The organism is Bacillus sp. FSL R9-9834 (genome assembly GCF_038006905.1).
Lineage (GTDB): Bacteria > Bacillota > Bacilli > Bacillales > Bacillaceae_G > Bacillus_A > Bacillus_A pacificus.
Window position 1 is genome coordinate 4,597,828 of record NZ_JBBOWD010000001.1, and the last position, 22,863, is coordinate 4,620,690.

General features: G+C 35.7%; 31 protein-coding genes, 2 pseudogenes and 1 riboswitch. Of the genes and pseudogenes, 13 read left to right on the forward strand and 20 right to left on the reverse strand.

Annotation, left to right across the window (positions count from 1 at the left end):
• Positions 1-65: 65 nt before the first annotated feature.
• The 3 genes and pseudogenes from MKY00_RS30260 to MKY00_RS24100 all read right to left on the reverse strand — a co-directional run.
• Positions 66-140, reverse strand: a pseudogene (locus MKY00_RS30260) (DUF2196 domain-containing protein); the annotation flags it as partial.
• A gap of 119 nt (positions 141-259) precedes the next feature.
• Complete coding sequence (locus tag MKY00_RS24095) at positions 260-490, reverse strand: hypothetical protein (RefSeq protein ID WP_000227423.1); 231 nt, start codon at positions 488-490, stop codon at positions 260-262.
• Positions 491-501: 11 nt separating this feature from the next.
• Complete coding sequence (locus MKY00_RS24100) at positions 502-798, reverse strand: DUF3986 family protein (protein WP_000455572.1); 297 nt, start codon at positions 796-798, stop codon at positions 502-504.
• Between the two features lie 120 nt (positions 799-918).
• On the opposite strand from MKY00_RS24100, the gene MKY00_RS24105 reads away from it, so the two are divergent.
• Genes MKY00_RS24105 through MKY00_RS24115 form a run of 3 tightly spaced genes read left to right on the forward strand, consistent with a single transcriptional unit; the run spans position 919 to position 3,501 of the window.
• Positions 919-1,926 (forward strand): ABC transporter substrate-binding protein, encoded by a 1,008-nt coding sequence (locus MKY00_RS24105; protein WP_000733207.1) that lies wholly within the window; start codon positions 919-921, stop codon positions 1,924-1,926.
• Between the two features lie 11 nt (positions 1,927-1,937).
• On the forward strand, positions 1,938-2,702 hold the full coding sequence (locus MKY00_RS24110; RefSeq protein ID WP_000009047.1) for an ABC transporter ATP-binding protein: 765 nt from the start codon (positions 1,938-1,940) through the stop codon (positions 2,700-2,702).
• Positions 2,695-3,501, forward strand: a complete 807-nt coding sequence (locus MKY00_RS24115) for an ABC transporter permease (protein ID WP_016718739.1) — start codon at positions 2,695-2,697, stop codon at positions 3,499-3,501. The genes MKY00_RS24110 and MKY00_RS24115 overlap by 8 nt, the downstream gene beginning before the upstream one ends.
• A 34-nt stretch (positions 3,502-3,535) precedes the next feature.
• Here MKY00_RS24115 and MKY00_RS24120 read toward each other — a convergent pair whose 3' ends face one another.
• From MKY00_RS24120 to MKY00_RS24140, 5 genes are all read right to left on the reverse strand, one after another.
• On the reverse strand, positions 3,536-3,763 hold the full coding sequence (locus tag MKY00_RS24120; RefSeq protein WP_000849109.1) for a hypothetical protein: 228 nt from the start codon (positions 3,761-3,763) through the stop codon (positions 3,536-3,538).
• Between the two features lie 214 nt (positions 3,764-3,977).
• Positions 3,978-5,093, reverse strand: a complete 1,116-nt coding sequence (locus MKY00_RS24125; protein ID WP_016718740.1) for a hypothetical protein — start codon at positions 5,091-5,093, stop codon at positions 3,978-3,980.
• A 229-nt stretch (positions 5,094-5,322) separates the two neighbouring features.
• Positions 5,323-5,862 (reverse strand): DUF3267 domain-containing protein, encoded by a 540-nt coding sequence (locus MKY00_RS24130; protein ID WP_016718741.1) that lies wholly within the window; start codon positions 5,860-5,862, stop codon positions 5,323-5,325.
• 115 nt (positions 5,863-5,977) lie between these two features.
• Positions 5,978-6,457, reverse strand: a complete 480-nt coding sequence (gene mutTA, locus MKY00_RS24135; protein WP_000276389.1) for an antimutator 8-oxo-(dGTP/GTP)ase — start codon at positions 6,455-6,457, stop codon at positions 5,978-5,980.
• 84 nt (positions 6,458-6,541) lie between these two features.
• Positions 6,542-6,859 (reverse strand): hypothetical protein, encoded by a 318-nt coding sequence (locus MKY00_RS24140; RefSeq protein WP_000435820.1) that lies wholly within the window; start codon positions 6,857-6,859, stop codon positions 6,542-6,544.
• An 83-nt stretch (positions 6,860-6,942) separates the two neighbouring features.
• Here MKY00_RS24140 and ytzI point away from each other — a divergent pair, with 83 nt between their 5' ends.
• From ytzI to MKY00_RS24155, 3 genes are read left to right on the forward strand one after another with little or no spacing between them, the layout of a single operon-like run.
• The gene (gene ytzI, locus MKY00_RS24145) at positions 6,943-7,092 is read left to right on the forward strand and encodes a YtzI protein (protein ID WP_016718742.1); all 150 of its coding nucleotides are present in this window, start codon (positions 6,943-6,945) and stop codon (positions 7,090-7,092) included.
• A gap of 1 nt (position 7,093) precedes the next feature.
• A complete protein-coding gene (locus MKY00_RS24150; RefSeq protein WP_016718743.1) occupies positions 7,094-7,324 on the forward strand; it encodes a DUF3953 domain-containing protein in 231 nt (76 codons plus the stop codon).
• Positions 7,325-7,338: 14 nt separating this feature from the next.
• Positions 7,339-7,569: a YczI family protein gene (locus MKY00_RS24155; protein ID WP_016718744.1), complete on the forward strand. Its 231-nt coding sequence runs from the start codon at positions 7,339-7,341 to the stop codon at positions 7,567-7,569.
• 452 nt (positions 7,570-8,021) lie between these two features.
• Here MKY00_RS24155 and luxS read toward each other — a convergent pair whose 3' ends face one another.
• The gene (gene luxS, locus MKY00_RS24160; RefSeq protein ID WP_001141369.1) at positions 8,022-8,495 is read right to left on the reverse strand and encodes an S-ribosylhomocysteine lyase LuxS; all 474 of its coding nucleotides are present in this window, start codon (positions 8,493-8,495) and stop codon (positions 8,022-8,024) included.
• Positions 8,496-8,623: 128 nt separating this feature from the next.
• On the opposite strand from luxS, the gene yidD reads away from it, so the two are divergent.
• On the forward strand, positions 8,624-8,860 hold the full coding sequence (yidD, locus tag MKY00_RS24165) for a membrane protein insertion efficiency factor YidD (RefSeq protein ID WP_000809329.1): 237 nt from the start codon (positions 8,624-8,626) through the stop codon (positions 8,858-8,860).
• Here yidD and MKY00_RS24170 read toward each other — a convergent pair.
• Positions 8,857-9,420 carry a beta-class carbonic anhydrase gene (locus MKY00_RS24170; protein WP_000838160.1) on the reverse strand — a complete coding sequence of 188 codons (564 nt, stop codon included), beginning with the start codon at positions 9,418-9,420 and terminating at the stop codon, positions 8,857-8,859. The genes yidD and MKY00_RS24170 overlap by 4 nt on opposite strands.
• Before the next feature lie 224 nt (positions 9,421-9,644).
• Here MKY00_RS24170 and cydA point away from each other — a divergent pair, with 224 nt between their 5' ends.
• Positions 9,645-10,994, forward strand: coding sequence for a cytochrome ubiquinol oxidase subunit I (cydA, locus tag MKY00_RS24175; RefSeq protein WP_001286198.1), 1,350 nt, complete (start codon positions 9,645-9,647; stop codon positions 10,992-10,994).
• Entirely contained in the window at positions 10,984-12,012 is a 1,029-nt protein-coding gene (gene cydB, locus MKY00_RS24180) for a cytochrome d ubiquinol oxidase subunit II (protein ID WP_000017662.1), read from the forward strand. Before cydA ends, cydB begins: the two co-directional genes overlap by 11 nt.
• Positions 12,013-12,178: 166 nt before the next feature.
• On the opposite strand, the gene MKY00_RS24185 is transcribed toward cydB, so the two are convergent.
• Positions 12,179-12,412, reverse strand: coding sequence for a spore germination protein (locus tag MKY00_RS24185; protein ID WP_011040784.1), 234 nt, complete (start codon positions 12,410-12,412; stop codon positions 12,179-12,181).
• Between the two features lie 82 nt (positions 12,413-12,494).
• Positions 12,495-12,626, reverse strand: a pseudogene (locus MKY00_RS24190) (excalibur calcium-binding domain-containing protein); the annotation flags it as partial.
• Positions 12,627-13,278: 652 nt separating this feature from the next.
• Between MKY00_RS24190 and MKY00_RS24195 the strand changes: the two are divergent.
• Positions 13,279-14,316, forward strand: coding sequence for a YdcF family protein (locus MKY00_RS24195; RefSeq protein WP_016718745.1), 1,038 nt, complete (start codon positions 13,279-13,281; stop codon positions 14,314-14,316).
• Between the two features lie 187 nt (positions 14,317-14,503).
• Positions 14,504-15,376 carry a YitT family protein gene (locus MKY00_RS24200; protein WP_016718746.1) on the forward strand — a complete coding sequence of 291 codons (873 nt, stop codon included), beginning with the start codon at positions 14,504-14,506 and terminating at the stop codon, positions 15,374-15,376.
• Positions 15,377-15,483: 107 nt separating this feature from the next.
• On the opposite strand, the gene MKY00_RS24205 is transcribed toward MKY00_RS24200, so the two are convergent.
• The 5 genes from MKY00_RS24205 to MKY00_RS24225 all read right to left on the reverse strand — a co-directional run bounded on the left by MKY00_RS24205 (position 15,484) and on the right by MKY00_RS24225 (position 18,304).
• Entirely contained in the window at positions 15,484-15,702 is a 219-nt protein-coding gene (locus MKY00_RS24205) for a hypothetical protein (protein WP_000180098.1), read from the reverse strand.
• 95 nt (positions 15,703-15,797) lie between these two features.
• On the reverse strand, positions 15,798-16,613 hold the full coding sequence (locus MKY00_RS24210; protein WP_016718747.1) for a DUF4247 domain-containing protein: 816 nt from the start codon (positions 16,611-16,613) through the stop codon (positions 15,798-15,800).
• Between the two features lie 12 nt (positions 16,614-16,625).
• Positions 16,626-17,132 (reverse strand): DUF4178 domain-containing protein, encoded by a 507-nt coding sequence (locus MKY00_RS24215; RefSeq protein WP_000051759.1) that lies wholly within the window; start codon positions 17,130-17,132, stop codon positions 16,626-16,628.
• 21 nt (positions 17,133-17,153) lie between these two features.
• The gene (locus tag MKY00_RS24220) at positions 17,154-17,558 is read right to left on the reverse strand and encodes a DUF350 domain-containing protein (protein ID WP_000220322.1); all 405 of its coding nucleotides are present in this window, start codon (positions 17,556-17,558) and stop codon (positions 17,154-17,156) included.
• 80 nt (positions 17,559-17,638) lie between these two features.
• Positions 17,639-18,304 (reverse strand): PspA/IM30 family protein, encoded by a 666-nt coding sequence (locus tag MKY00_RS24225; RefSeq protein ID WP_000110282.1) that lies wholly within the window; start codon positions 18,302-18,304, stop codon positions 17,639-17,641.
• Between the two features lie 403 nt (positions 18,305-18,707).
• Between MKY00_RS24225 and MKY00_RS24230 the strand changes: the two genes are divergently transcribed.
• Entirely contained in the window at positions 18,708-19,286 is a 579-nt protein-coding gene (locus MKY00_RS24230; protein WP_000737465.1) for a lipoprotein BA_5634 family protein, read from the forward strand.
• Positions 19,287-19,321: 35 nt separating this feature from the next.
• Here the strand turns inward: MKY00_RS24230 and MKY00_RS24235 are convergent, their stop codons facing one another.
• From MKY00_RS24235 to MKY00_RS24245, 3 genes are read right to left on the reverse strand one after another with little or no spacing between them, the layout of a single operon-like run.
• Complete coding sequence (locus MKY00_RS24235; RefSeq protein ID WP_000989581.1) at positions 19,322-19,489, reverse strand: FeoB-associated Cys-rich membrane protein; 168 nt, start codon at positions 19,487-19,489, stop codon at positions 19,322-19,324.
• A gap of 16 nt (positions 19,490-19,505) precedes the next feature.
• Complete coding sequence (gene feoB / locus MKY00_RS24240) at positions 19,506-21,494, reverse strand: ferrous iron transport protein B (RefSeq protein WP_016718748.1); 1,989 nt, start codon at positions 21,492-21,494, stop codon at positions 19,506-19,508.
• Entirely contained in the window at positions 21,491-21,718 is a 228-nt protein-coding gene (locus tag MKY00_RS24245) for a FeoA family protein (protein WP_000060514.1), read from the reverse strand. Before MKY00_RS24245 ends, feoB begins: the two co-directional genes overlap by 4 nt.
• Positions 21,719-21,912: 194 nt before the next feature.
• Positions 21,913-22,014: riboswitch (TPP riboswitch) on the forward strand.
• Positions 22,015-22,099: 85 nt separating this feature from the next.
• On the opposite strand from MKY00_RS24245, the gene thiT reads away from it, so the two are divergent.
• A complete protein-coding gene (gene thiT / locus MKY00_RS24250) occupies positions 22,100-22,768 on the forward strand; it encodes an energy-coupled thiamine transporter ThiT (protein WP_016718749.1) in 669 nt (222 codons plus the stop codon).
• The last annotated feature ends 95 nt before the right edge of the window (positions 22,769-22,863 follow it).

Below are 22,863 nucleotides of genomic sequence, written 5' to 3' on the forward strand. Positions count from 1 at the left end.
AACGGTGGACGACCTCTTTCTTATTACCCCACACTTTGCACACAGCCAATTTGTCCATTCTGTAATCACACTTTAATTCCGCATGTATGTGTTTCTGTATTTGTCAAAATATCTTTCACAACACTACTCACTATTTCACTTATAACTTCAAGTTTTTTACAACTATTACTATAACAAAAGAACCCGCCCCACCTAACTTCTTTGCTTTCGCTCAATTTTGAGGTGCGGGGCGGGCTGCCCGTTAATGCGGGATAAAGTATTATATAAAAGGAAACAGCCATATTTTCCATACGATACATACGAGTACAATAACTACAAAATCAAAAAAATCTAATCTCGGTCCTTTTTTCATATTCATCTCTAGCCATAAATGAAGCCATTTTATTTTTGTGTATTTTTGGATGTTTTTCTTTGCAAATCGGTAAATGAGCACTTGCATAATAAAAAACCCGACTACAAAAATAAACAAGAAAATAAGAAAATCGACCACAAAATTCCTCCTTATTTTTGCAGCGATTTTTCTACGATATGATTTTTCAAAACCCACTCTTCAAATTGAGCACTTCCAAATTCCCAACTAAGATCACGAGCATGTACAGAAAAAACGTAATAACCAGCATATTCGTCCATAAATTTCCCCGTCTCAATCCCATCTTTCTGAAGACCATATGCTCCAAAATTAAAATATACATCCCACACGTCTTCATTCTTCCGTTTATAAGCAATCGATTCCATATCGCATTCTGTTCCGAAATAATCAAGATGTAAATGTACGCTATCATCATATTCGTACTCCATTTTATCACCCCTTATATTTGTACTTCTTTATCCCCAAAAAAATTCCTGCTATCTACACTCACATATGGGCACTTACCTACATATCATGCTTGTAGAGTGACTTCTAGGAGGTGTTATATAGTGAAAAAATTAATAGCTGTTTTTTGTATCATGTTACTAGCTGTCTTCACATTTGCTGCTTGCAGTAGTAAAAAAGAAGATACGAAAGAACAAACTCAAAATGTTCGCGTCGGCGAAGTTACCCATTCTCTCTTCTATGCCCCGTTATATGTCGGGATTGAAAAAAGATTTTTTAAAGATGAAGGATTGCATGTTGACCTCCAAACAACAGCTGGTGGAGATAAAACGATGACCGCCCTATTATCTGGCGGGATTGATATTGCTCTCGTCGGTTCTGAAACATCTATTTACGTTCATCAACAAGGCGCAAAGGACCCAGTCATTAACTTCGCACAACTTACACAAACAGATGGAACATTTTTAGTTTCGCGTAAAAAATTAGACTCTTTTAATTGGAATGACGTAAAAGGTGTTACGTTTTTAGGACAGCGTAAAGGCGGCATGCCACAAATGGTTGGAGAATACGTTTTAAAGAAAAATGGCATTGATCCTCACAAAGATACAAATTTAATCCAAAACATCGAATTCGCTAACATTGCAAATGCCTTTGCATCTGGTACCGGAGAATTTGTACAGCTCTTTGAACCGACTGCAAGTATATTTGAAAAAGAAGGTAAAGGTTATATCGTCGCTTCGTTCGGAAATGAATCTGGTACTGTTCCGTATACAACGTTCATGGCAAAAGAAAGTTTCTTAAAGAAAGATAAAGCTGCTGCTGAAAAATTCACACGGGCGCTCTATAAAGCACAACAATGGGTTGATACTCATAGCCCAGAAGAAATTGCCGATGCCGTTTCTCCGTTATTTAAAGACACTTCAAAAGACATTACAGTAAAAGTAATTGAACGGTATAAAAAGCAACATTCTTATGCGACAAATCCACTATTAGATGCTGAAGAATGGAAACAGCTCCAAACGATTATGAAAGACGCTGGCGAATTACAAAAAGAAGTTCCACATGAAGCGCTCGTCAATACGAAAATTGCCGAAAGCGTTATTAAGAAATAGAGGCGAAGTGTATGAGTTTTTTACAAATACGTAACGTTTCTCACTGCTTTTTCGCAAAAGAGAATGCCAAATTGATTCTCGAAGATATGAGCTTACAAGTGGAAGAAGGCGAATTCATTTCGATACTCGGCCCAAGTGGTTGTGGCAAAACGACACTCCTCTCCATTATTGCCGGGCTGCTTGATCCAATTGAGGGTATCGTCTTTTTAGATGGCGAGCCCATTACAACGAAAACTTCATCTATGGGGTATATGTTGCAGCAAGACTACTTGTTTCCTTGGAAGACAATTGAAGAAAATATTATGCTCGGACTTCATATCCGAAACATTTACGATGAACAGACGAAAGAACATACTTTACAGCTTTTAAAGCAAGTCGGTCTACATGATGTAGAGCAGCAATATCCTCGTGAACTATCCGGTGGTATGCGTCAACGTGCCGCCCTCGTTCGAACGTTAGCGACCGACCCAAAAATTTTATTGCTAGATGAACCTTTTTCGGCGCTCGATTATCAAACGAAATTGAAACTAGAAGATCTCGTTTTCAGCTTACTACACAAATATAAGAAAACTTCACTACTCGTGACACATGATATTGAAGAAGCCATTGCGATGAGTGATCGTATTTATTTACTGCAAGCGAATCCTGGAAAAATTGCAAAAACATTTATCGTCCCAGAAAGCATCCGTTCCCTATCACCGTTAGAATCACGCCACCACCATGACTTCCCATCCCTCTTCCAAAATATATGGAAGGAGCTGGAGCGTCTTGGATAATATAAAACAACTACATGAACGGTTTCGGAAGAAAGAACGCAGGCGCGCATGGTTAGCACGCTCTTTGCAGCTTTTACTACTCATTCTTTTCTTTGCACTATGGGAAATCGCTAGCAAAAAAGAATGGATTGATCCTTTACTCTTTAGCTCTCCTTCAAGCATTTGGGAGCTCTTCCTTAGTAAATGGATGGATGGTTCGCTTTGGGTTCACATATGGACGACATTACTTGAAACGGGAGTAGGCTTCATTCTTGGAACAGTGCTCGGAGCTATTATCGCTACTTTCCTTTGGTGGCTACCACTTCTCGCCCGCGTACTCGATCCATACCTCGTCGTCCTAAACGCCATGCCAAAAGTAGCACTTGGTCCGATTATCATTGTAATCTTCGGTCCAAATATTTCTTCGTCAATTGCAATGGGAGTAATCATTTCCATCATCATTACCATTCTCGTTATTTACAGCGCATTTCAAGAAGTCGATTCTAACTATATAAAAGTGATGGACACATTTGGCGCAAATAAATGGCAATGCTATAAACAAGTCGTTCTCCCTGCATCTTTCCCAGCCATTATTTCAACGTTAAAAGTGAACGTTGGATTATCTTGGGTCGGTGTTATATTCGGCGAACTTCTCGTCTCTAAACAAGGCCTTGGCTACTTAATTAGCTACGGATTCCAAGTATTTAATTTCACACTTGTTTTACTGAGCGTACTACTCACGTGCGTCCTCGCAACACTTATGTATGTGTTTGTTGAGGCATTTGAAAAACTTCTAATTGGGAAACGAAAAAGAAGCTGACTTAGAGCGATAGACTATAGTCAGCTTCTTTCTTTTACTTTTTATCACACATCTTTGTTTCGTTTTTAACATTTCCATCCGCAACCGTAACTGTATGGAAACAATCTTTCACACGTACTGTAACGACATTATCTTTTCGATCTATCACATGATAATCATTAAACTTTTTATCCAATGCACTACGAATTTGCTCCCCTTCAAAAATCGGAAAACCGTGAGACATTACCCAAATGAGACCAGCGACAGCAAGAATCGTTTTCATACGTTTCATTACCTCCTCGAGAGTAAACTTATAGTCCCTATAACACGCGCATTATAATTGTGTCTAAATTGTGACATTTTTATACTAATTCTATTTTATAGTGATAGTTCCTTCTTCTTTTTGATAAAAATACAGAATTTTCAATTTTATCAACATAAAAAACGTAAAGAACTACAATTCTTTACGTTTTCTTAGCTAACATATATAACTCGCATTAGTTACCACTTTGTTGTTCTATCGTTTTCGAAACATCATATAATCCTGCCAACACTTCCGCTCTCATTTTTACAAGCTCAGGGAATTGATAGAAAAAGGCGATTTTTTTATACTTTAACTCCGATCCTTCTTTCACCTTTTTGGAATCTTGTAAAATAAATGCTGTAAACGTATCTGCAATATCTTCCGCTACATTTGTCGTTCCATACTGTGATACAAACTCATCATGCTTTTCTTTAAAAAATGCAATTTGCGTTTCTTCACTTTCTTCTACTTTCTTTTCTGTCCACTCCTGCTCAATAGGCTTCCAGAAAGAATTATAAAATTGATTAATATAAGAGTTTTCCTTCGCGCATCCCTCTTGTAAGAAAAGAGTTCCACATTTATTTCGGTACGTCGAAATATCTTTATCCTCTTCAAAATCCTTTACATAGTTTTCATCTACTGGTATTTGCTTATGCCCGAGCGTTAACACGTGAGCCGTCTCATGAATTAATGTTTTCATCACTTCATCAATATTTACCGCAGAATCAAGCGTATCTAAGCTAAGAGTCCAGTCTTTCGGATTCTCTATACTAGGCATAACGTGAGCAACAACACCGTCATAACCATCCGTTATTAGATCAAATTCCGTTATATTCCCGCGATATTTTGCTGGAATGAGCGTGCGATACATATCCCATAAATCTTCATGATACCCTCTATCTTGACGTTGTTGTAGCACCTCTTCTTTCGCTTCTTTATCATTAGCAAATACTTTATTTAAACGTTTCCGTTCTATTTTTTCAAAATAAGGATCTACAATTTCATCACCATCAATATAATAAGAAGCTAAAAAGAAGTAATTTTCATCATCATCTTCTTTTTTCCGCTCTGCCTTTTTCATATCTGCACTTTCATGCTCTTCTATTTCATAATCTTCTACTGCTTCAAGCTCAGATAATCCATCTATTTTTTCATATACCTTTTGAAGTTTCTTATCTCCTATTTCCACGCATTCTTTTTCTGTTTTACAAACTTCTTTTTCTTTCACACTCTTCATAGAACTCTCGCACCCTGCTAGTAAGCCGATTGCAACGATAACCCCTACTAACTTGCCATACAGTCTCTTCATACAGTCCTCCATCAATACATTCTACAAAAATATCATAATCATTTTTTAATGAATATGCGATAATAAATTATAAAAATTGTAAGGAGGTTTCCTATGATTCGGGCAGTCTTCTAGAAAGTTTATCAGCGACTTTTCGGATATATCGACCGTAACTTGAAATATATCGACTTACCGACAAAAATTGACAAACAAAAAAGAAGCCGTTTGTTCAAAAACGCCTCCTCTTCCTTTATGACTCATATACAGTAAACTGCGGTTTACTTGGATGATCTATCACTAGCGCATCATCTGGAAACTTTGAAACTTTTTGATATAAGGCAATGTCACCCATGCAACCTGCTGTTAGTAGAATTCCTAAAAATGAGAGTGGCTCCAGATTCATAGCTAATCCCAATACAATTGGCAAAATTCCAGTCGGTAGAAATGGTAACATTAACACTTTCTTCATTTGCTTTACTGTAATTTCTTTTTTAGAATGCGCATATGCAACACCTAATTTCCAATTGACGCCCCATTTTAGTTCACTCCACGGCACGCCTCCGATATAATGAAATCCTATTAGATGTATCGCTTCATGAATACAAACGAGAACAAGCAACGCGATAATAAAAAGAAACATAGTTAGTAATGTAATTTCAATTCGAACCCCGCCTGAAAGAAATATATGCAAATAACCAATTCCAAACGCCAAAGCGAATATTATAAGAAATACATAGATATTTAATTTAACCATCGAAACAGTAACAGTCGTTTCTTTCCTTTTATCCATCTTCTCCCTCCTAAAATGTAAATATATCTTTACAAAAAAATTGTATAATATATCCAAATAAATGTAAAGATATATTTACATTTATTCTTACACACAAAAAAAGAAACCGGCTACTTTACTTCGTAAAACAGCCGATTTCTTCTATATGTTTCATCGTACGCGCCAATACATCGTCGCGCATTATAAAGCTAAATTTTCTATCTGTTTTAATGTTGTCAGGAATGTCTGTTAATAAAACAGATCCTTTCGTTTCTTCGTAATGCGTATGTTGTTCTACCGCACTAATTGTTGCAAAATAAATGTTTTTAATGATTATTTTGTCTTTTCCAGATACTTTATATTGTCCTAAGTAAGTTAAATCAGAAACTATGCCGCCGGTTTCTTCATGAACTTCTCGAACTGCCGCTTCTTCCGGTGTTTCCCCTAGTTCTACTTTTCCACCTGGAAATTCAAGACCGCGACGTAAATGATGCGTTAATAACCATTGATCCCCGTACCGGCATACAACCCAAACATGCTTTGGCTCAGGAGAAAATGGATAACGTTCAAACGATAATTGTACAGTGTTGTGGTAATAATCTTTAAATTTGTACATGCCATTACTCCCCTATTGATGGTTACAAGTTTTTCCTACCACAAATTGTAGCATATTCTCGCTTTTCTGCATAATATTATCCAATTATAATCCATTGATTATTCCCATTTGCGCGACTAATTCTTTCGTCTCATGATTTCCTAAATCGTAAATCATTTTATATGCTTTTTGTAGTTGTTCATCATATCGGTCATTATTTGAATCATGATGATACTCAACAAATGGAACGTGGGAGCGTACAAATGAACCCAAATCCTCTACATACGCTTGATCAAAGTACTCTCTTAACTCCGTAATTTCCTCATCATTTGCGGAAATCTCAAAATTATACGTATCCGCCGTCTTCACTTGTGAAATTTGACCGTTTCCTATTGATATATAATATGTTTTTTTCTGCTCCATGTAACACCCTTCTTTCATCCTTTTTATTTCTATTGTTTTCATCAATTACAAAATTATGTAAAATAAAGAAAAGGAGGGATTCCATGTTTAAAATATTAATTATCGGTATTATCATCGTCCTAGTCATACTAGTACTCTCCGTCATGACGATTAATAAAGGCTATGCATATAAACATTCTGTTGATAAGCCAGAAGATAATCCTTATACAAAAAATAATAAGGAGAATTCATAATATGTTTCGTATACTTCGCATTGGAATCGCACTCACTGTAATTATTATGTCAGCAATCGGACTCTATACGGGGCAAAATACCTTTCTCCCCCTTTCACAATTTCTATTAGGAGCTTTAATGTTTCTCATTGCTATTGAACAAATAAAGAAAAAGGATTCCAGAACAGGATTTATTTGTATTGTTGCTGGAGCTTTCATCTGGATTGTTCTCATCATTAGCCATATAAAATAGTAGGGGGAATGTACATGTTAAAAGGATTACGAATTACTTTTGCATTCATTGCATTACGTATAGTAATTTATGGATATTTTACTGGTAATAGAGAAATAATGCCTTACATGTTCATTTTCTTAGGGGTAATGGCTTTCACTATAGGACTAGGGGAAATAAAACAAGACAGAAAATCTAGTGGTATATTTGCTTTTCTCGCTGGATCTGGTGCTTTATTTCTTAGCTTCTCAGAACTATTTCGGTAAATAATCTATTTAAGGGGACATTACATGCTAATTGGATTACGGATTGTTTTAGGACTTTTCACGCTTCTCATACTCTTTCTTTGCACTTATATCCAGATTACCGATCATTTCTCACTTCTCCCATACGTACAATTTATTCTCAGTTGTTTCTTTATTCTTGTCGGAATTAACGAATTTATATCTGGACGAAAATCCATGAGCATTCCGTTTTTTTCGTGTCTATTCTTACGCTCTTCGTTCTCATATCAAACTACCTTCGCTACGTATAGAATGAAATCTTGAGCATTTTCGCATTTACAAGCAAGTAGTAAAATAGGGATGATTTTTTGTCAGTTTTTGTCGGTAAGTCGATATTCCATATCGAAACGTCGATATATAAAAAAAATCGTCGATATAATTTTATTTATTATCATGACACAAAAAAACTGCCCTTTCACAGGCAGTTTTTCTTCTTATCCAAATACTTTCTCAAGTTCATCTTTATCTTGGCTTAACCAGAAGTTCATTAAGCGTTTTGCTCCTTCTAAATCGTGAAGCTTCGCTTGACCACATTGCGTTTCATTTGCAGCTGGAATTTCTGTAATTTGAACCGCATCTTTTAATGTTAATTCTAATAAATCAATAATTTCTCGAACTGTCGGTGTTCCGCTTACTACAAGGTAGTATCCTGTTTGGCAGCCCATCGGCGAAATATCGATAATATCGAAATGCGGATAACGATCAATATATTTACGTAAATTAAATGCTAATAAATGTTCTAACGTATGAATAACATCTGGCTTCATCGCTTGTTTATTCGGTTGGCAAAAACGAATATCAAATTTATTTACAATACCGTCACTACCTACATTGTGAACTCCGCAATGTCTTACATAAGGCGCCTTTACAATCGTATGATCTAATTCAAAGCTTTCTACTGATGGCATACAACATCTCTCCCGCTTTTAATTTAATTCCATTATATCCAATATGATATAACGGAAATGCACATTAGTAAAGTATTATGTACAGTCGTGCTATAATACTTTAAGAATATGCTGAAAAGGAGATCGTTATGAAACAGATTTTTATTGGTATTATACGCTTTTATCAAAAGTTCATTTCTCCGATGACACCACCAACTTGCCGCTTTTATCCAACTTGTTCTCATTACGGATTAGAGGCGTTTCAAAAGCATGGCGCATTCAAAGGTTTTTGGCTTACTTGTAAGCGTATATTAAAATGTCACCCTTTCCATCCAGGAGGATTTGATCCTGTCCCAGATAAAAAGGATGACAAAGTACATTCTTAATTTTCGTAACCATTCACAACTAAATCTAATTTTCCTGTATCAGGATCGATAACAAGACCGTGAACAGGTACTTCTTCCGGAAGTAATGGGTGGTTGCGAAGTACTGATACGCTATGTTCTACACTTTCTTCCACACTAGAGAAACCGCGCAAGAATTGTTCTAAATCGATTCCAGAATAACGAAGCATATCTAATTTCTCTTCTGTTATACCGCGTTCTTTCATTTTCTCAATCGTACTGCTTGCTTGAATTTTTGCCATACCACAATCATGGTGACCAACTACACATACTTCATCAGCGCCAAGCTCATATACAGCGACTAAAATACTACGCATAATACTTCCAAATGGATGTGAAATAACAGCGCCTGCTACTTTAATAATTTTCACATCGCCGTTACGCATATTCATCGCTTTCGGCAATAGTTCAACAAGTCTTGTATCCATACAAGAAATAATTACCATCTTTTTGTTTGGAAATTTCCCCGCTACAAACTCTTCATACTTTTTCTCTTCAACAAATTTCTCATTGTATTGCAAAATCTCTTCTAATGACTTCATAGTAAGGAACCCTCTTTTCTCTCATTTACACTACATAAATAGTGTACCAAAATATGAAAAACTCAAAAAGGATATCGCTTTATAGTAAAAATAAGATATTTTCAGATAATCGACATAATTCTTTCAAAATATACACACAGCTTTGTAACAAGTCTCACATACTTTAAACGCATTTTCACTATAAACTGATTGTAGATAATGTAAAAAAGGAGTGAATATTTATTATGTCCGACGTTCTGTTACTGAGTCGTTTTCAATTTGCAATTACTGTTTTTTATCATTTTTTATTTGTACCTTTGACAATCGGACTTGTGATTTTAGTAGCGTGTATGGAGACTCAATACGCCCGCACATTGAATCCAACATACCGCAAAATGGCAAATTTCTGGGGTAAATTATTTACAATTAACTTCGTAATGGGGATTATAACCGGGATTACGATGGAATTCCAATTTGGAACAAACTGGTCTGAGTACTCCAAATATATGGGAGATATTTTCGGATCACCTCTCGCAATCGAAGCACTCGTTGCCTTCTTCTTAGAATCTACTTTCATGGGAATATGGTTATTCGGTAAAGACAAAATTTCACCAAAGTTCCGTGCCTTCTGTATGTGGATGGTTGCACTTGGAACAAATATTTCGGCCCTTTGGATTATTACAGCAAACGGCTTTATGCAAAACCCTGTTGGCTACGTCGTACGTAACGGCCGCGCTGAATTAAATGATTTCTGGGCACTCGTTACGAATCCATACGCTTGGAATATGTTCTTCCATACTGTAGTTGGTTGTTATATTGTTGGTGCTTTCTTCGTCATGGCAATTAGTGCCTATCACTTATTACGTAAAAATGAAGTTGAATTCTTCAAAAAATCATTTAAGTTTGGCTTAATGTTAGGCTTATTCGCCGCAACAATTACACCGTTTATGGGACATCAATCTGGTGTATCAGCGGCTAAATATCAACCTGCTAAAGGTGCTGCAATGGAAGCTGTTTGGGAAACTGGAAAAGGACAAGGCTTCTCAATTGTGCAAATTCCTGATGTCAAAAACGAAAAGAACTTTGAATTCTTAACGATTCCAAAGTTAGGAAGCTTCTTCTATACAAATTCATTTGATGGGGAAATTGTTGGTTTAAAAGATATTCCAAAAGAAGATCGTCCAAATGTTAACCTCGTGTACTATAGCTTCCGCTTAATGGTTGCACTTGGTATGTTCTTTATGGCATTAACTTGGTACGGTTTCTACTTAAACCGAAAAGGAAAACTAGAAAACTCAAAACGTTACTTAAAAATTACAATATGGTCTGTTTTACTACCATATATCGCAATTAATGCTGGTTGGATTGTTGCCGAAGTAGGTCGTCAACCATGGACAGTATATAAACTAATGCGTACCGCAGAATCTGTATCACCTATATCTGTCCCGCAAATTTGGTTCTCATTAATTAGTTTAATCTTGTTCTACACTTTACTTTTAATCGCAGACGTATACTTAATGCTGAAGTTTGCAAAAAAAGGACCAGCAGCATTAGAGGAACCTGCTACTGAGGGAGGTGCAGCTCATGTCTCATGATATGCTTGCGATTATCTGGTTTGGTTTATGGGGCGTGATTTGGACAGTTTACTTTATTCTTGATGGATATGCACTTGGTAACGGAATGATTTTTCCTTTCGTTACGAAAGACCGACAAGAACGAAATCAATTACAAGAAGCAATTGGCCCGTTCTGGGGCGGTAATGAAGTGTGGTTAATTACAGCTGGTGGCGCAACATTTGCTGCCTTCCCAGTCACATACGCAAATATGTTTAGTTATTTATATACACCGTTATTCTTAGTATTACTTGCACTATTTGCTCGTGCTGCTGGACTTGAGTTCATGCATAAAGATGATTCACCAATTTGGCAAAAAACTTGTAAATGGGCATTTGCAATTGGTAGTTTCTTAATTGCTTTCCTATTCGGTGTTACATTTGCTAATCTTTATTACGGGCTACAAATCGGAAAAAATGGCTATGAAGGAAATTTACTTAGCTTACTAAATCATTACGGTATTTTAGGAGGTCTGTTCTTCACTGCTATATTCGTCGTATCTGGTGCACTTTGGGTTATGATTAAAACGACTGGTGAAGTATCTGACCGTGCTTATAAAATCGCTAGACCATTTTCAATGGCAGCTGCTATCATTTTAGCTATTTTCTATGTAGCAACTGCAAATCGTACAAATTTATTCCAAAACTTCACAGAATATCCAGTACTATTCATTCTTCCAGTACTTGCAATGTTAATGAGTGTACTCGCACTAATTATGGTGTACAAACATAAAATTGGTCTTGCATTCACATTCGTTTGCTTAACAATCGCAATGTTTATGACAACTGGCTTTGCGGGTATGTTCCCAAGAATGTTACCATCTCGTATTAATGATGCTTATAGTACAACGTTATACAACGCAGCTGGTAGTCAATTAAACTTAAAAATTATGTTCTTCGTTGCAATGGTTATGGTACCAATTGTTATTGGCTATCAACTTTGGAGCTACAGTATCTTTAAAAATAAAATTCATAAAGACTCTGCTAAAGGGTATCACTAAAATGAAAAAAGACACTTCGTTTGAAGTGTCTTTTTTATACGTATGATTTTCGATAAGATGTTATATTTCTAATCTAACAACTATAATACAGAAGAATCATTAACAGCTCACAGCTAGATTGTAGCACAGGACAAGTTCATCATTTTATGCAATTTTACATATTTCTCTATAAAGTAAACTGTATTCCTTGATCATTCACGTCGCTATCCCCTACATCTGCTGTACTAATACCACTAAATGTTTGTACTTTCATTCCTGTATTCGATGATCCTGATCCATTATACGCTTTCGTTTTTTCAATCGGCTGCACGTTATATTTATCTCCTAAATTAATCGTTCCATTGCAGTTTTCAATAATAACGCCTTCCACAACTGACGGCATTTTGTCACCTACTTTCATTTCCTTACTTTCATTTTATGAAAAGTGCCTAAAAAAATAGCATGTTTCCATAAGAAAAAGCACTCAATTTGAGTGCTTTTTCTTATTTACCTTTTTTCTTTTTCTCACAAGCAATTCCATCGCCATCACGGTCTAAATGCTTACCGTAATATGGACTATCTCTTGTAATGTCATAATATCCCGCATCGTTTGCTTCTTTGCAATTAGCAAAACGTTAATGTATTTTTCCATATTCTGTCGAACACAAAAAAGAATCCTGCAGGATTCTTTTTTGCTAAGCATGAATGGCAATTTTGGAGACAGTTGACTTCTTCAAAAATTTATTAGGGGTAATATTTTGAAAAAGAAAGCCTTTCATATGTAGGTTAACACCACTGGAATATATAGTAAATTGATAATGTTTATACGGAAGATTGCTAATGTTTAGTATAGATAGTTTCCACTATGCAAACAGTAAAAACATTCTATACTAAATAAAAAAAGGGCCTTCAAAGAAGACACCTTCCATAAACAGACACTATAAAACAGAATTATTTATTGTTATACGATTGTTAGATACAAAAAGTAGAGGGAAATGTTTGTATTAAATTCTGCTTTATAAAGTATGTCTACCACTTATATTTTAATCCTCTTCACTTGAAAATAAATATAATATGCATAATTACATACAAAAAAGAAAAGACACTCCATAGAGTGCCTCTTCAACCATTTTACTTTTAATATATCGCTTTACATACATTGTAACATATGTATCCATATATTTTATTGAGAAAATTCAAAATCCTTTTTCTTTCATTTCCAATTATAAAATCATGTAATATAAAAGGTATGTCAAATTCTTATACAAGTCGAGGTGTACTATATTTATGCTGTATTTCGGAATTATCCCTCTTATACTGTTTATTATTTTTCTTATCTCTTACTTAAAGGATCCGCGAAAAATAATAAATGGGTTTTTATTTAATACCTTTATCTGTTTTTTCCTTCTTTTTTGTGTGATTATATCTGTGAATTCAAGTAGTGATGTCTTACGCTATATTATAATTTTACCTATTTTAGCACTTCTCATTATGCTTCCTTTCGGTATTATTGCCTTAATGTTTGGGCTGTTTCTGAATGCTAGAATTTTAATGAAGCGAGAAGGACGACGTTTCACTAACTGTTTAACACTCCTTGCTGCTTTTGGGATATTATTCTTTATGCTATTGCCTATTATAAGTCCAGCAAGTTTGTTCTCATCACATTTCCAGCCTATTTTCGCTGGTATTTCTCTTATAACAGTATATTTCTTTATACACTTATCTAACTTCTTAAGCGCGTATTTTTTATACCAATTCAACAGACCAAGACGTAATCAAGATTTCATTATCGTTCTTGGTAGCGGCTTAATTAATGATAAAGTACCGCCTTTACTTGCAAGTCGTATTCATAAAGCAATCGACTTTTACTGGAAACAAGCCGCTTTAAATACGCCACCAACAATTATTTTCTCTGGTGGACAAGGTCCAGATGAAGGTCTTCCTGAAGCAGAAGCGATGCAAAAGTACGCTGTTGAAAAAGGAATTCCGCTTGAACATACAGTGCAAGAAAATCGCTCTGTAAACACATATCAAAATATGTTGTTCTCTAAAGAAATTATGGATTCTTTAAAGCCTGAAGGTAAGTATAATAGTATCTTTACAACGAACAACTTCCACCTATTCCGCGCTGGTATATATGCAAGACAAGCAGGTCTTAATAGCCAAGGAATCGGATCAAAAACTGCATTTTATTACTGGCCTAATGCAATGATTCGTGAGTATGTTGCGATTGTCGTGATGGGACGTAAACGCCATATGAAAATATGTGGAACTATTTTAGGCTTCGCTTTATTCCTAACCGTGCTTAGTTTTATCATTTCTTAATAGCATCCCATCCTTTGAAAGGATGGGATTTCTTATACTCATTTCAAAAATATTTTAAAGTTAATATGGTCATAATATTCCCTGCATACATCCATTAAAGGAGAATTTTTTCAAATTAAATGTTAAAATAAAATTTAGGTGTGAATGATGTAACAAACAAGAAACTAGTTTGAAACGAGGAAATTACATGGAGAAAATTATCAAAAACAAGCCCAATAAGCTAAGAATTGCTTCTAAAGCTTTGATGATTATTATTGGGGCATTTATCACAGCGTACGGATTAGAAGCAGTATTAATTCCAAATAACGTATCAGACGGTGGTGTAACTGGTTTAAGTATCGTTAGTTCAACATTATTTGGATTGCCATTAGGAGCTCTAATCGCAATTATTAACATTCCTTTCGTTTGGTTAGGATATAAGCAAATCGGTAAAAGCTTTGCGATTTATTCCATTATCGGAATTGCTTCATTAGCAATAGGTACCGTTGTCATGCATGATATACCAGCTATTATTGAAGGCGATACATTATTAGTTACAGTTGTTGGTGGTATTATCATCGGTTTCGGTATGGGACTAGCATTGCGTAATGGCGGGGCATTAGATGGAATCGATATGCTAGCTGTATTGCTTTCTCGTAAGTTACCATTTGGAACGAGTGACCTTATTCTATTCTTAAACATGTTCGTATTTATTTTCGTATCAACAGTATTCGGTCTTCAAGGAGCTATCCTTTCAGCAATTGCTTACTTTATTGCTTCGAAAGTGATTCATATCGTTGAAGTTGGTTTAAGTGGTTCGAAAGCATTTAAAATCATTACGAAAGAGCCTGAATTGATGGTAGAAACCATTCGCGATCGCTTAGGCCGAAGTGCAACATATAACGAAGTATACGGTGGTTATTCTAAAGAGAAATTCAAAGAAATCTCTTGTGTAATTAACCGTTTAGAAGAAAGTAAAATGAAAGAACTTATTAATGAAATCGATCCACACGCCTTTATTACAGTTTATGACGTAGCAGAAGTAAAAGGCGGTAACTTTAAGAAACGTGATATTCATTAATCATTATGAAAGAAGAGGGTGTGCCAATATGTTGGCACACCCTCTTCTGTTATTGTTGTCAGTTTTTTTCGGTAAGTCGATATATTCCAATAATCGCTGATATATTTTTACTCCCCCCATCTTCCTCCACTTTTAATCCATGCCACGTATTTTTGAAAGGCTGGCACTTCTTGTTGGAAACGAAGCGGAACATACAGAAAAAGAGTACATGTACATAGTATCCATAGAATACCTACTACAAAGTGAAATTTCATCGTTGTGCTAATGAATAAACTTAAGAATAAGACGAGGAACATAATTACACTAAATCTTTTATACATAGTCATAATAATCTCCTCCTTATAAATTCATTGTACCAGCTATAAGGAATTAATTCCCACAAAAAAGACCGAAAAGCAAATTCCACTTTTCAGTCTCTCTACTATCTTCTCTTCGTAATCTTTCCTGAACCACCGACCCTCGTTTTCGGAGGAGATGTATTCCTTGGCGGCGTTTTAATAGATGATTTCGGCTTCACATCTGATCCGCTCGAACCACCTGGTGTTTTCGTTATTTTCCCTTTGCTTCCAGTAGAAGGCGGAGGCGTGCTGCTTCCTTTTTTCGTAATACTTCCTGTATCTCCTACAGAAGATTTTGAATCTACATTATCGCCACGCTTAATGATAGATCCTTTCCCTTCCTTCGTAATTGGAGGCGGGGTTTTCTTTTCTTCTTTCGTAGGCGGTCTCTCTGGAATAACTGGTTTATGATTTTGTCGGTCATTATATCCGCGATAATCACCGTACGATGATTTTCGCGAACCGAATATATCATTTAATATACTACCCATAATATATCCTTGCAGGAAGGACGGTTGGTAATTTTGACGGACAAACTCTTTATTACTTATTTCAATTAACGTATCAGATGGCTTCTCTTTATCCTTTTGCAGATTATAAATCTTATCAGAATAAACGAGGAACATTTGATTTTCGTCTTCTTTAGATGCTTGCTTCGGTTCTCTTTCATTCATGAGTTCCTTTGCGACTTCAGGAACTGACCGATTGGCGGCCCTATACACGTAAGATTCTTGTTTACCTTCCTTTGCGACAGATTCAAACGGATAACGGTCTTGAATCGACTTTGTCTGCCCGCCCTGACAACCTGATAAGGCATATCCAGCAACAACAAGTAATGTAACGATAGCAAGTATAGGGATCACGAACGATTTAATCATGGTAAACAATCGGTTTGACATGATTACGCCCCCTTACGTTGCTCTTATAATTTGTACATCAGCAGGAATAATTGCTTCTCCCTCATACATCATTGTGCGACCATTTTGCCATTCAATACGTAATAATTTTCGATTATCCGATTGGAATTCCCATACATACTGTTCTTCTGAAGCTGAGAATGGTGTTTTCCCCATCACAACAACACGTCCGTTATATTGCTCTTCCATATGGTACTCTGTATCATCCATTTCAATTGTCGTCGGAATTTCATCAATCGAATCTAAACGACCATCAATTGGTGTATATAATTTGTAATACGTATTTTCACGATCTTCAATTTTTAAATAACGAATATCTTTCCCGTCTTGCAGTGTTAAAACAATTTCTTTACGAGAATGCATACTCGTTTTCCCAATTAATTCATACATGACTAATGAAACTTCAACCATATCGCCAGGAGCTAACGTTAACAAACTTTTCTCTGGTTTCGGCGGTTCTGGGCTTTTCATTATATTTTTAATTCGTTTAAATAAACTCATAAGCTATCCCTCCTTCTCTCTTTATAAACAAGCACCTAAAATAAGTGCACCAACAATATGTAATGATCCGGCCAACATCGCGTGCGCAACACTGCCTTCTTTCGTACCTTCTTCTAAATCTAAACCAGCCATTTTCTTTAACACAAATTCGATAAACATTTCTACCACTAATAAAATAACGAAAGAAACTGCTGATGCAAGTAGCGCTTGCCATAAGTCATTTGCTTTCGTTATCGATTGAGATAAAATGTACCCTTGTGCGAATAATTTCATAACGAAACGAGTTGTTACAGCTGTATTCCCATTTTTTATTTCTTTTAAATCATTGTATTTTGTAAAAATCGAATCAACCCACATAATTGCAAATAAAAGTACTGCACTCGCTCCAGTCCATACAAGCATGGCTAATACATTTGTCCATGTCATTGCAAAACCTCCTCTAAAAAGTAATAGAAAACCGACATGAATTTATTTAGACATGTCGGTTCATTTGTCTCTATTCTATATTATTTCTCATACTGCTTCATAATACGAGCTAATTCATCGTCAACAGCAGAATTTTTGTTTAAGCTTGCGAATTCATCATCTAATGATTTTTCTTTTTTGTACACTTCACCGCTTGCTTCTGCTTCAGCCTCTAATTGAAGAGCTTTCTCTTCCATACGGCTTAAACCAGCTTTCGCTGAGTTTGAATCAAATCCAGACATCGCCTGATTAATATTCTTTTGTGCTTTCGCCGCATTTACACGTGCTACAAGTGTCTCACGTTTATTTTTCAGCTCAGTTAATTGCTTACGCATCTCTTCTAGCTTCAGGCGAAGATTATCAGCAGCAACTTTATTTTGCTCATAGCTTGCTTTATACTCATTCATCTTTTGCTCTGCATTTTGTTTTTCTTCTAATGCACGGCGCGCAAGATCTAAGTTGTTAGCTTGAACAGCCATATGAGCTTGCTCTTCACGTTTTTTCACAAGTGCTTCTTGCTCTTCAAATAATATTTTGAATTTCTTCTCAAGCGCAATTTGAGCTGCTACACTTTTCTCAGCTTCTTGTACATCCGCTTGCATATCGCGTAAATATTGATCCGTCATCTTAACTGGATCTTCCGCTTTTTCAATTAATGAATATACATTCGACATTGTTAAATCTCTTAATCGTTTAAATACAGACATCTAAATTCCTCCTATGATATACCTCATATTTCAAATTCACTACTTGGAAACCTTAAGAATCTCCCTTTACAGTAAAGAATATTCATTTTTACAGCCTATGTGTTTATTATAACAAAACTAATATGTCCTTACATGTTATTTCCAAAATACAGCCAATATAATATGACATTACCTACAAAACATTGTATTCCTAATATATTCTCATTAATTCTCTTCAAAATTGACTCATTTTTATGTACTTTCACTAAATTACATTATTGTAATGTTACTGTAAGCTAACTCGATAGTTACGTCTCCCTATTTCTTATACACTAATACCAGAAGCGACAAACAAGCTTCTCATCATTTCAAGACTAATACAAAAATTGTATTGACTATAAAACATATAAAAGGAGAAATCATCATGAAAAAATTAGTAGGAATCGGATTAGCAGCAGCAATTTCATTCGGAGCATTATCAGGTTGTTCTTTATTAGGAGAGAAAGCAAACGGCTTTGTACTATACGGATCAGAAGAACAAGTTCAGCAAATTACGGATAAAAATAAAAAAGAAGTGAAAGAAAAAGACTTCTATAAAATGAAAATGACAACATTAGATGGCAAAAAAGTTCTTGTCATGGATAAGAAAACTGGTGAAGAACTAGTGAAAAAAGAGTTACTTAGCAAAGTTGATGAAAAAGACGACACGAAACCACTCGATAAATTACCGGCTGTAACAGCAGAGCAAGGTGTATTATTTGCTAAAGAAAAAGTAGAAAATGCTACACTTGATGGGGCAAAATTAAAATATGAAGGCAACACAATTATCGGAAGTGGCCGTGCATACACAGATATGTATGCAATTGTTGATGACGCAACTTACAGTAATGTAAAAGGTGATGAAAAATCTGTTGGGGTATTAAAATTCGATAAAGATCCAAGTAAAGAATTCCCTGGAAAAAATGGTGTAGAAGCTTCTCAACTTGTAAAAATTAAAAAGTAATAAAAAAAGCTTTGCGACATTCGCAAAGCTTTCTTCTATTTATGAGCAATTTGCTCCATATCCGGACTACAAGTATTCGACTGACATGACTTATTTAAAGAACATGCCGCGCATTTTCCTTTTTTACTTCTCTTTACAAAATGAACTAACGTGTATGCTGCATAACCAAAAATGATAGCTCCAATTATAATATTGACCATCATCACAATACATCTCCTTCTAGAATCCGAGTAAGGATCCAACTTGGTATATAATGAACGTTAATACATAAGCAACAACGAGTGGATACACGACAGAGAAAATCGTCCACTTCGCTGATCCTGTTTCACGTTTAATAACAGCTACTGTCGCTAAACACGGAACATATAATAAAATAAAGAACATAAATGCATAAGCTGATAATGCTGTATAATGTGCTCCCATTACATTTCCAAGCACATCTTCTTTCACCGCATAAATAATGGCCATTGTAGAAACGACCACTTCCTTCGCTAAAAATCCTGTTAAAAGGGATGCTGCAGCTTGCCACGTTCCAAAGCCAAGCGGTGCAAATAGTGGTGCGATAAATCCACCAATCATTGCTAAGAAACTGTCTCCCATATCAACACCAAATCCTGATGGACCTGCATAATTTAATAGCCAAATGACAACAGAACCACCGAAGATAAATGTACCTGCTTTGCGAACAAATCCCTTCCCTTTCTCCCACGTACTTAACCATAATGTTTTCGCTTGTGGCACGCGGTAAGGAGGTAGTTCAATAACGAAAATAGATTTTTCCGCTTTTAAAATGGTAAGAGACATAATTTTTGTAACTAATAACGCAAGGACAATACCTGCAACATATAAGGAGAACACAACAGTTGCCTGACTATGAGGGAAGAATACACCCGCAAATAATGCATATACAGGTAAACGTGCCGAACAAGACATAAACGGTGTTACAAGAACTGTAAGTAAACGTTCTTTTTCTTGTTCAATCGTTCTCGCTGCCATAATACCTGGAACATTACATCCAAAACCGATAATCATCGGAATGAACGCTTTTCCGTTTAAACCGAAGAACTCCATAATTCGATCCATAACAACTGCAATTCGCGCCATATATCCTGAGTCTTCTAATAATGAAATGAAAAAGAATAGTGCAAAGATTTGTGGAACGAATACTAATACGGCACCAACACCAGCAATAATACCTTCTGTAACGAGTGCTTGAATAAAATCAGAAGCTCCAACACTTGTAAGCCCAGCTGTCACCCAACCCGTAAGCTGTCCACCAAAAAACTCATCTAACATATCCGATAAAGGTGTCCCAATCCACGTAAACGTAACCTGAAAAATAAAAAACATAACTGCTAAAAAGATTGGAAGTCCTAAAATTTTATGTGTAATTAATCTATCAATTTTTTCTGAAAAAGGAATTTTTCCTTCTTTCTCATGCTTCATAACATTTGTTTTTAACTTTTCAATATACGCTTCACGAGTTTTGTAAATATGCTCTTCCAACGTACAATCAAGTTTTTCTTCTAAGCGAGATCGAATGGCTATGAGTTCCTTATAGATTGGTAATGCTTTCATTTCTTTTTCTACTACTTCGTTATTACTTAGAAATTGAAGGGCTAACCATCTTGGATGCTCATAATTCGCTTTCTCTAAAAGAGAAATTACTTCTCCAATTCCTTCATCCATTCGTACACCATATGAAATAATGAATGGCTTTTTCTCGTTTTTGTCATTTTCTTTAAGAGTCGCAAGTAATTCTTCACAGCCTTTTCCACTTCTTGCAACGACAGGAACGACTGTTACACCTAATAGTTCTGATAATCGTTTTACATCAATGACAATTCCTCTTTGCTTCGCCACATCAATCATATTTAAACCAATTGAAACGGGCTTACCAAATTCAAGTAATTGCAACGTTAAATGCATATTTCGTTCAAACTGCGAAGAATCCACAATATTTAACATATGATGAAATTCTTCTGTTAATAGAAATTTGGTTACAACACCTTCATCACGTGAAACTGGATTTAAATCATACACACCTGGTAAATCAATTAATGTTCCTTGCTTATCTTTTAATTTACCAACCTTCTTTTCTACTGTTACACCGCTCCAGTTTCCTACATATTCATAAGAACCAGTAAGTGCATTAAATAATGATGTTTTCCCTGTATTCGGATTCCCTAGCAAAGCTACCTTATTCACGCTAATTCCACCTTTATCATTTTCGCGTCACAATGACGAATACTAATTAACTGTCCACGACACTCCAATGTACAAGGACCTTTGAACATCGCTTTCTGCTTCATACGAAGTTCGCTTCCTTCAGAAAGACCAAAAGCAGCTAGTCTACGCTTTAATAGCTGATCTAAAGACTGAATACTTTTTACTAACACTTTCTCGCCAATTTTAATATCTACTAAGCTCATAACCTTCCCCCTCAGAAGAGAATGATAATTATTTTCAAAAAAATTATACCACACCCAATTTCTCTTGTACTATACCCTTTTGCTTCATATTTATTAACATTTCACTACAATTCTATTTCAATCATTGTCATAACAGATTCATTTGCCATTCTCATCCATTTCACTTACAATAAACAGTAGCAAATAAAGAATCTCGTTATCACAGGGGGAGCCATGCCGCTGAGAGGGAACACTTCGTTCCGACCCTTCGAACCTGTTAGTTAATGCTAACGCAGGGATTGTGCAAACGTCCGAAATACATACCTCTTTTTATTTACGTATTTCGTATCCTCCTATGATATCTATTCTTTTTTGTACAACTTGGATTTAGGGGGAGACAACATGCGTAACACCAATTTACAAGCGATGATCGAATCTGCTATTCTTGCAGCCTTCGCCTTGGTCATCGACATTTTACCATTATCAATCAAACTTCCAACAGGCGGTTCCATTTCATTTGCTATGATTCCTATTTTTATTATTGCATACCGCTGGGGCTTTAAATCGGCTTTCTTAGGTGGTTTAGTTTGGGGACTATTACAAATTGTCGTGGGAGATGCTTACATTTTAACACCTGTTCAAGCATTCATTGAGTACTTCATTGCCTTTGCTTTTATCGGATTTGCTGGCTTATTCTATCGTCCAATTCAAAAAGCACTTTTAACGTCTAATGAAAATAACTTAGAACAACCCAGTTTAGGTAGCCGTAAAGACAAACCTTCATCAAAACAAAACGAAGGTAAGAAAGTCCTTGCTTATATTATCCTTGCTACATTTATCGGTAGCTTTGCTCGCTATTTCTGCCACTTTATTGCTGGTATTATTTTCTGGGGACAATATGCACCGAAAGGTCAATCAGCTGTGCTATATTCATTAATCGTAAATGGTAGTACAATGATTGGTTCCTATATTCTATGTACCGTTTTACTTATCTTTTTATTCCTTACTTCACCACGCTTATTTAAGAGCATCAGTGCTTATCAACTAAATGCAAACAAAAAGGGCGCTTAATGAGCGCTCTTTTTTCATATCGTAATATCAATTAAAAATACAATAAATGCACAAAAGAAAATAAATACCATTATACTTAGCCAATTGCTATGCAC